Consider the following 7,674-nt stretch of genomic DNA (forward strand, 5'->3'; position numbering starts at 1 on the left):
AGGACTGGCGGCCGAAACCGCGACCGCCCTGATTGAGAGCTCCGCTGTCGGGGCCGATACCCATCTCCAGCGTGAAGGATGCGCTCAATCCGCCTCCCAGATCCTCGCGGCCGCGAAAGCCCAGGCGTGATGGAACGCTGCCCGTCAGATTGGGCATGCGTGTGAGGCTGGATTGGGTTGCGCCCACGTTGTTCATGGTTTCGACGGCCGTGTCCATGATGCCGTAGATCTGGACAGATGATTGTGCGTGTGCGAGCCCTCCCAGGCTCATCAGCGCAAATGTGCTTGCTATTTTTCTAAACAACTATGTCTCCGTTATATGAATCTTTGAATTACAGGAAGTCTCCATGCTTTGATTTCTTTGCTGCCGTCCTCCTTTTCAGTTGCTGCATCGAATGCAGGTGGGTAGCAGGGCGCGAACTGGCCGTCCGCGACCTACCGCTCGGTTGCAAGAATCCTGTTTTCAAGAAGCAGGGCAGTTGCTGGCTGCGGCTTGTCCGACAAAGCGCTCTTGAGCCCAAGAAGGGAGCTGCTTTGCAGCTTCAGGAGCCACGGTTTCCTGGTCCAGACCAGCGAACTCTTTGTAGTCAACCTTGGACCCGGCATTGCACAGGCCCTGGCGCTGCCGTTGCCGTAGTGCTCGGATTCGTGGATATCCGTTGAGTCATAGACTTTTTTTGGGCGCAGCACCTCCTTGCCGTGCCATGGGCACAGTTCAAGCGTTTGTTTGGAAAACTTCGGGCGAAGAGCTCTGGCTGGAGCTGTTGCAGCGTTCGGACCGGTGCTCGATCGAGTCGGTGCGGTGCGCTCTTTTTGATGTTCAGGGAGTTGCCAAGGCTTGCTTCCTATCAGTACTTATTTGGATATTTTTCATAATCAATTTCGGATGAATTTTGTTTATTTTTCATAAGTAATTCAAGAAAAAAAGCGGTACTTTTGCTTGGTGCTTTCCCTTGCGGTAAAACGCTAGCTAGATGACGAAATAGAGTTGCGACGACGAGCTTTCGTTGCGCTGCAGCTCGCACCATCCACCCATGCTTCGTTCGGTGCATGACTCTCAATGCCGCGTTCTAGCTGGCCTCAGTCGCCAAGACGTTGCTTCGCAGTGCATCCCGTGCAAGTGATATTCGAGGTTCAACGAGTGCCACAGGTCGACATGAGGATGTCGCTGCGAGCCGCGTTGTCGAGCGTCCAGCCAGGCAGCCTCTCAGGGCAAATGGAGCCCAAGGACTGGTGTTGCGGGGTTTGCTGTCGTTCAGGCGCCAGGCCGGGGCTAGTTCGGACAGGCTTTCACCGAAACTGGCGATCGATCACAGAAGAGTCCGCTTCTGGCCGGACTGCTAAAGTCGTGGATCGACCCAGTGCAGACCATCGAATGCCAGGATGAACAGAAGTTTTGCAACGGTCACGATCGCTCAAAATAGCGATCTTCCTGATTCCAGGCACTTCGGGAACGCGGCCGCACGCAACTGCATCGCACGTCGGCACGTACGTCGGCATTTACGCAGGCAACGCGTTTACAAAACTGGTCTGCCATTGCAGTATCGGCTGCCTTCCCGCTCTTTCGCTGTACAGATATGCCCACACGCCTTCATGCCATCTGCTCCGACATCACAACGCTTCATGTGGGAGCCATTGTCAATGCCGCAAACTCGTCTCTTCTTGGCGGAGGTGGCGTCGACGGTGCAATCCATCGTGCGGCAGGTCCAGACCTTGTGCATGAATGTCGGCTGCTCGGAGGCTGCAAGACTGGCGATGCAAAGGTGAGCAAGGCTTATCGCCTATCTGCCCAATACATCATTCACACCGTCGGACCTGTGTGGAGAGGCGGTGAAAGCGGTGAAGCAGAGCTGCTCGCCAGCTGTTATCGCCGATGCATAGAGTTGGCGCAGGAGAAGTCGGTTGCCTCGATTGCTTTCCCAAGCATCAGCACCGGCATATATGGGTACCCGATCGAGCTGGCTGCGCAAGTGGCTGTCAGGACTGTCCAGGAAAGCCTGTCGGAACATTCGCCAATTGAAGAAGTTGTCTTCTGCTGCTTCTCACCTGCCGACTTGATTCAGTATGAATTGATTTTGAATCGACTTGCGCCGTCCGGATCCGAGTAGCACCTGAGCCTGGAGCCCAGTTTTCATGACCGTTCCTGGCCGGGAGTGTGAGCCTGAAAAGCCGATCATTGCTGCGTAGCGAACCCAAAAGATACTCAAGAGCCCATTCACGCATGACTGGCAGGGACCAGGACAAGCCTGATCCATTCACATTCGTGATTGCAGCTAGTCCATTTGCTCGTCCAGGTTCAGCAGGGTAGCGGCAAGCACCTGGGTGCCGGCCAGAACCTGGCCCGGTGAAGCCCACTCCACCGCGCTATGGCTGCGCCCATCAAGACACGGGATGAAGATCATCCCCGAGAGTCCGGTCTGAGCCAGGTACATGGCATCGTGGCCGGCACCGCTCGGCATGCGTCGACAGCCCAGACCCAGGCGCTGGGCGGATTGCTCCACGGCAGCAGCAATCAGCGGCGCGCAGGCAACAGGGTCCACATGGGTGCGAAGCTCCACGCGCCAATTCACGCCCAATCGCCCGATAGCCGGGCCGCAGCGCCGCGCCAGAATTTCCCAGAACTCCTGCAGCAGGGGGGCATGGTTGCTTCGCACCTCCAGCGTCAGGTCCACCTGGCCAGGCACGGTGTTGCTGGCGTTGGGGGAGACGTTCATGCGACCTACCGTGGCAACCACGTAGTGAGGTGTGCTGCGGCTCCATTGCAGCGCCAGGCGCTGGGCCTGGCGTATGACTATTGCTGCAGCCACGAGAGCATCGCTACGTTCATTCATGGGGGTGGTGCCCGCATGATCGGGCCGGCCTTCGAAGAACAGCTGAGCGCGGCGTATGCCCACGATGTCGGTCACGGCGCCTATGTCCAGGCCTTCGCGCTCCAGCATGGGCCCTTGTTCGATGTGCAGCTCCACAAAGGCCGCAAAGCCGTCCTGCCGGCGATCGGCCTCGGCCAGGGCTTCGGGGCGGGCGCCCAGACGCTGCAGGGCCTGGCCCAGTGTGTCGCCCTGGTCGTCGCGGGCGGCCAGCATGTCGGCGCTGAGCTGGCCGGCCATGGCGCGGCTGCCCACACAGGAGATGCCGTAGTCACTGGGCTCCTCGCAGAGGAAGTCTATGACCTCGAAGGGGTGCTTCAGCGTGATGTCCGCGTCCTGCAGGGCATGGGCCACTTCCAGCCCTGCCAGCACACCCAGAATGCCGTCGAAGCGTCCTCCGGCGTTCACCGTATCGGTGTGCGAGCCCGTGGCCAGAGGCTTCAGGTCATCGCGCCGGCCGGGACGGCGGCCGATGAGGTTGCCTGCGGCATCGAGGCGCACCTGCAGGCCCGCGGCTTCGAAAGCTTCGCGCAGCCAGACGCGTGCGGCCTGGTACTCCGCGCTGAAGGCGCGGCGGGTCCAGGGCATGTCGGCCTGGGTGAATTTGGCGAGGTCTTCGAGGCGGCGCCACAGGCGGTCACCGTCGATCGGTGGCAGAGCCGGGGAAAGAAGGGGGGAGCAAGTAGGAGCGTTCTGCATGGAGTAATCTTCGCCCGAGATTTACCAATAAGGAATCTTTTGATGTTTATGCAAGGTATTAGTGAAACTTTGGCTAATGCCCCTGGTTTGATGCTGTTGAGGAGTTTTTGCCTGGTCGTTCAGGAGGGCAGTTTTTCGCAGGCTGCGGAGCTGTTGCAGCTGTCCCAGCCGGCGGTCAGCCTGCAAGTGCGTCAACTGGAACGCCATCTCGGCACACGCCTCATAGAACGCGTGGGGCGGCGTGCTGTGCCGACGGCTGCCGGGAAGGCCCTGCTGGAGCAACTGCCCGCCGTGAGCATGGCGCTGGAAGGCCTGGCCCATGCACTGAGTGCGCATGCGCGCGAGGTGAATGGGCAGGTGCGGATAGGTACGGGCCTGACCGTGTGTCTCTATCTTCTGCCTGCCGTGTTGCGCCAGATACGGGCCAGTCATCCGGGCATCGACATCGTGGTGGTCACGGGCAATACCGAGGAATGCGTCAAGCGCGTGGAGGACAACAGCCTGGATCTTGCCCTGGTCACCTTGCCGGTAAACCGCCGCGCCTTGCTGGCCACTCCCGTGCTGCACGACGAGCTGGTGGCCGTAGCTTGCCCGGAGATGCTGATGCCGGGCGATGCGGTGGCTGCGCCGGAGCTGAGATCCCTGCCTCTGCTTGCCTTGCAGAAATCAGCCAGCACGCGCGGCGTGGTCGATGCCTGGCTGCGCCGTGCCGGTGAACTGCCGCATCCTCAGATGGAGCTTGACAGCGTCGAAGCGCTCAAGGAGATGGCGGCCATAGGCCTGGGTTATGCCGTGATTCCGCGCATGGCCATGCAGGGGCGAGGCGCCCGCGATGACCTGGTCTCACGCCCGTTAACACCTGGATTGCAGCGAACACTGGCGATGGTGTTGCGCAAGGACAAGCCATTGAGCCGTTCCTTGTCGTTGGTTTGCCAGAGTATTCAGGCTCATTGTGCAGCCTGGATGCAGCGACCGGAGGTTTGAAAGTAGTTTGATCGAATCTATCCTTGCTGCGTCAGTACCGATGTCTGCCATCGGCGAGGCAGGAGCTCACTGCCTTTTGCATCGGGGCCATCAATTGGTGCACACCGGCTCTTCTGTTGCCAAGTCTCCAGCGTGGGCAACCTCTGCCGGACCAAAGCAGCGGCGGCACATGATCTTGAGCTGACCTCCGTCAGAGGGACTGAAGGCTAAAGACCATCGGGTTTGAGCCCGGCGGCTCGGCCCTATGGACCGTGTAGCAAGAAGGCCCCAGATAATCTGTCCGCAGAACAACACGGCTGCTCCGCCAATAACCAGCATCCATCTTGGAGCAGCCAGTAGTCGAGCCGGTGCGTCGAGGCTCATCAACTGAGCAAGTCAAGCATCAAGCAGCAATGAATCCGTTGCAGCACATGTTCTGCGAACGCCGGGAGACTGCTGCCAGCCGGTCCACGACGCTCGTGAACAGGGCCTTCCCGCCATAGGATCCGGATTCCAAGCCTGTCGCTGCCCTGAACCCTCAAGAACATCCAAATGAACACTCTCTCCTTTCGCGCAGCCTGCATCGTCACAAAAGACCCGGAGGACTTCTGCCACCTTGTCGGCTTTGCCGACAAGAAGCACGACACCGAGCATTACCTGATGCTTCAACGCTCCTTCGAAGAGGATGAGGACGAGCAGGATGAAGAGCTGGGCATGGATACCTACCATGTCGAGTGGTGTGGGCAGCAGAGACCTCGTTATGGCGGCATTGAGCGATTTGTGCTGAAGCGTAGCGGTGCGGAGCTCACGTTCAAACGCGAGGCGGAAGAGGACATGGATGAGCCGAAGCAAATGTCCATCGCCTTTGATCTTTCAGCAGGCGAGTACGAGGAGCTGAAGGCTGCCCTGACGAATATCTTTGCCGGGGAGAGCTGCTTTGAGATGAGCGAAGGCCAGGCCATCGGGGGTGCATAGGCGTGACGAACGCAGGCCCTTCGGCCAGGGTGCACTACCAAGGGCAGGACGGATGCGACGCAGCCGTGATGGTCATGGAAGCTGCTATGCAGCATCCAGCATTGGCAATAGCTGCTGCAGGCAACTCATCGCGGCGTCTCCGTCGACAACCCACATTTGGGCCAACGGCTCGGCATCTTCCACCGAGAGGTATGCCATGGTCCAACCGGAGAAAAGGCGACTCGTTATGCCTCTTGCCTCGTGCTGCGGAGTGAAATTGGTATGGCGATTGTCCAGGGATATCTTTTTGGCCAGTGCAACCACCTGCTGCTGAGGACCCTCCATGTATTGGACGAAGCGCTGACCGTCAAAAATCAGGATCCCTGTGATCCCATGGGCCTCATTGAAGCGGCGTGAGACTCTGGTGATATCTGCGACACAGCTCGTGCTTGCGTCACTAGCGATTTCACTGTGATAAAGAAAACATCCGAGCAGGTGTTTCAAGATTGCCTCTTACTTTTCAGCGTTGCATAGGTGCGGTTGGTGCCGATATCGAGATCGTCTCCAGCCAGGTACTCAGAACCTATTCCTTGCAGACAGAGCCGGAGTGGTGATCAACGGGCCGATTGCTCGTCATCGGGCGACACGTGCCAACGAGACAGGTCGAGATCGATGGTGGCGCAATGCGAAGCAAGCTCCATAACAAGGGGCACCAGTCTGCTGCCGCAATTCATTTGCGAGGGATGCCTGCTCTTGTGCTGCTCTTTTGGAAAGATACCAGCGCCAGGTCCATCAGCAGAACCATCGACATGCCCAGGGCCAGTACAGCCACCACCATCGGCAGTCCAAGTGCGCTAAGCACATACCTTCCCGAAGGAATTGCAAGGCGATTTTCCGTCGTGCAAATGAACTCGGCAGCACTCATGCCCGTGTAGTGCATGGCACAAACGGCAAGGGCCATGATCGCCGCAGCAAGCAGGCGCATGCTTGTCTGTGCGGTATGAAATGCCAGCCACAGCGCCGCAGTTGCAGCCACGAGAGCAATAAGCACAGACATGGCGATTCGCTCATAGTCCCACTCCAGGTGGCCTCCAAAACGCATGCCATACATGCCTAGGTAGTGCATGACAACGGCACCCAGCCCAAGCATGGATCCGGCCAACAGCAAGCGACCAATGCTGCGCGGATTGCGAGCCACGATATGAAAAGCCAGAGCCGAGATTGCCACTGCGGCAATGAGCGACACGCCGGTCTCCCATATCGAGTAGCCGGTCCCAAGGTCCATGCGCAGCGCAAGCATGGCAATGAAATGCATTGACCATACGCCAATGCCGCCAAGAGCAATCCCTGTGCTGCCAAGGCTCATCAGATAGGTCTGACGGTCATCAATCTCTGGCTCAAGTCGCTTGGCGGAGATCAGCGCAATGAAGGCGCCAATCATTGAAATCGCGTACGAAAGTACAACCAATTCCATGCTGTAGCTGGTGCTGACCATTGCATCCATGAGCCTCTCCTGGTTGCCGAACAAGAAGAATCCAGAATTTGTAAATTGACTTGTATCAAATTAATTCAGAGCCATCAAGATGATTTGATGAATCAGATCTGATTAGATGCTAGTTAGATACATCAGATCTGATATCTATTCAAAAATTGAAACCAGTCAAGGAATATGTAAGCACTTGACACGAACAAGTGCTCAAGGAGCGATCGCACGGGTGCCCAAGGCGTACCGGCTTCACTCCAACTGGGCGGCATCCCGTTTTGTCAGGCCATTGACTACAGAAGGCACATATGAGAGTGAACGCACCGGTAACTCAGCGGGAGTACAGCTTTGATGAGCACGCGACTCTGATGTCCACCACGGACACGGAGAGCTACATCAAATATGCCAATCAGGCGTTCATGGAGGTCAGCGGCTTCGAGCCGCAAGAGATCCTCGGCCAGACGCACAATCTGGTGCGCCACCCGGACATGCCCCCGGCCGCTTTTGCCGACATGTGGGCCACCCTCAAAAGCGGCGAGCCCTGGAGCGCACTGGTCAAGAACCGGCGCAAGAACGGGGACCACTACTGGGTTCGGGCCAATGCCATTCCCATCATCCGCAATGACAAGGCCAAGGGCTATATGTCGGTGCGCACCCAGCCCGAGCGCAAAGAGGTCGAGGCGGCGCAAAAGCTGTATGAGTCCATGC

At 58.2% G+C, this 7,674-nt stretch carries 8 protein-coding genes; 4 read left to right on the top strand and 4 right to left on the bottom strand.

Annotated elements, in window-relative coordinates; genetic code table 11:
- A partial coding sequence (locus EIC84_RS25595; RefSeq protein ID WP_134737356.1) for a porin occupies window positions 1-304 on the bottom strand: 304 nt, incomplete at its 3' end.
- A 1,273-nt stretch (window positions 305-1,577) separates the two neighbouring features.
- Here EIC84_RS25595 and EIC84_RS25600 point away from each other — a divergent pair.
- Window positions 1,578-2,108, top strand: a complete 531-nt coding sequence (locus EIC84_RS25600; protein ID WP_034363776.1) for an O-acetyl-ADP-ribose deacetylase — start codon at window positions 1,578-1,580, stop codon at window positions 2,106-2,108.
- 165 nt (window positions 2,109-2,273) lie between these two features.
- On the opposite strand, the gene EIC84_RS25605 is transcribed toward EIC84_RS25600, so the two are convergent.
- Complete coding sequence (locus EIC84_RS25605) at window positions 2,274-3,566, bottom strand: Zn-dependent hydrolase (RefSeq protein ID WP_003071548.1); 1,293 nt, start codon at window positions 3,564-3,566, stop codon at window positions 2,274-2,276.
- 42 nt (window positions 3,567-3,608) lie between these two features.
- Between EIC84_RS25605 and EIC84_RS25610 the strand changes: the two genes are divergently transcribed.
- Window positions 3,609-4,550, top strand: coding sequence for a LysR family transcriptional regulator (locus EIC84_RS25610; RefSeq protein ID WP_080554273.1), 942 nt, complete (start codon window positions 3,609-3,611; stop codon window positions 4,548-4,550).
- Window positions 4,551-5,081: 531 nt separating this feature from the next.
- Window positions 5,082-5,504: an Imm10 family immunity protein gene (locus EIC84_RS25615; RefSeq protein WP_003071552.1), complete on the top strand. Its 423-nt coding sequence runs from the start codon at window positions 5,082-5,084 to the stop codon at window positions 5,502-5,504.
- 84 nt (window positions 5,505-5,588) lie between these two features.
- Here EIC84_RS25615 and EIC84_RS25620 read toward each other — a convergent pair whose 3' ends face one another.
- Together EIC84_RS25620 and EIC84_RS25625 are read right to left on the bottom strand one after the other, a co-directional pair.
- Window positions 5,589-5,987, bottom strand: coding sequence for a BLUF domain-containing protein (locus EIC84_RS25620; RefSeq protein ID WP_003071555.1), 399 nt, complete (start codon window positions 5,985-5,987; stop codon window positions 5,589-5,591).
- Window positions 5,988-6,213: 226 nt separating this feature from the next.
- The gene (locus EIC84_RS25625) at window positions 6,214-6,987 is read right to left on the bottom strand and encodes an MHYT domain-containing protein (protein ID WP_003071557.1); all 774 of its coding nucleotides are present in this window, start codon (window positions 6,985-6,987) and stop codon (window positions 6,214-6,216) included.
- Window positions 6,988-7,274: 287 nt separating this feature from the next.
- On the opposite strand from EIC84_RS25625, the gene EIC84_RS25630 reads away from it, so the two are divergent.
- Window positions 7,275-7,674 (top strand): PAS domain-containing protein (locus EIC84_RS25630; protein WP_134737320.1); only part of this gene is annotated, 400 nt, incomplete at its 3' end.

It is taken from the genome of Comamonas sp. A23 (assembly GCF_004522605.1).
Taxonomy (GTDB): Bacteria; Pseudomonadota; Gammaproteobacteria; order Burkholderiales; family Burkholderiaceae_C; genus Comamonas; species Comamonas thiooxydans.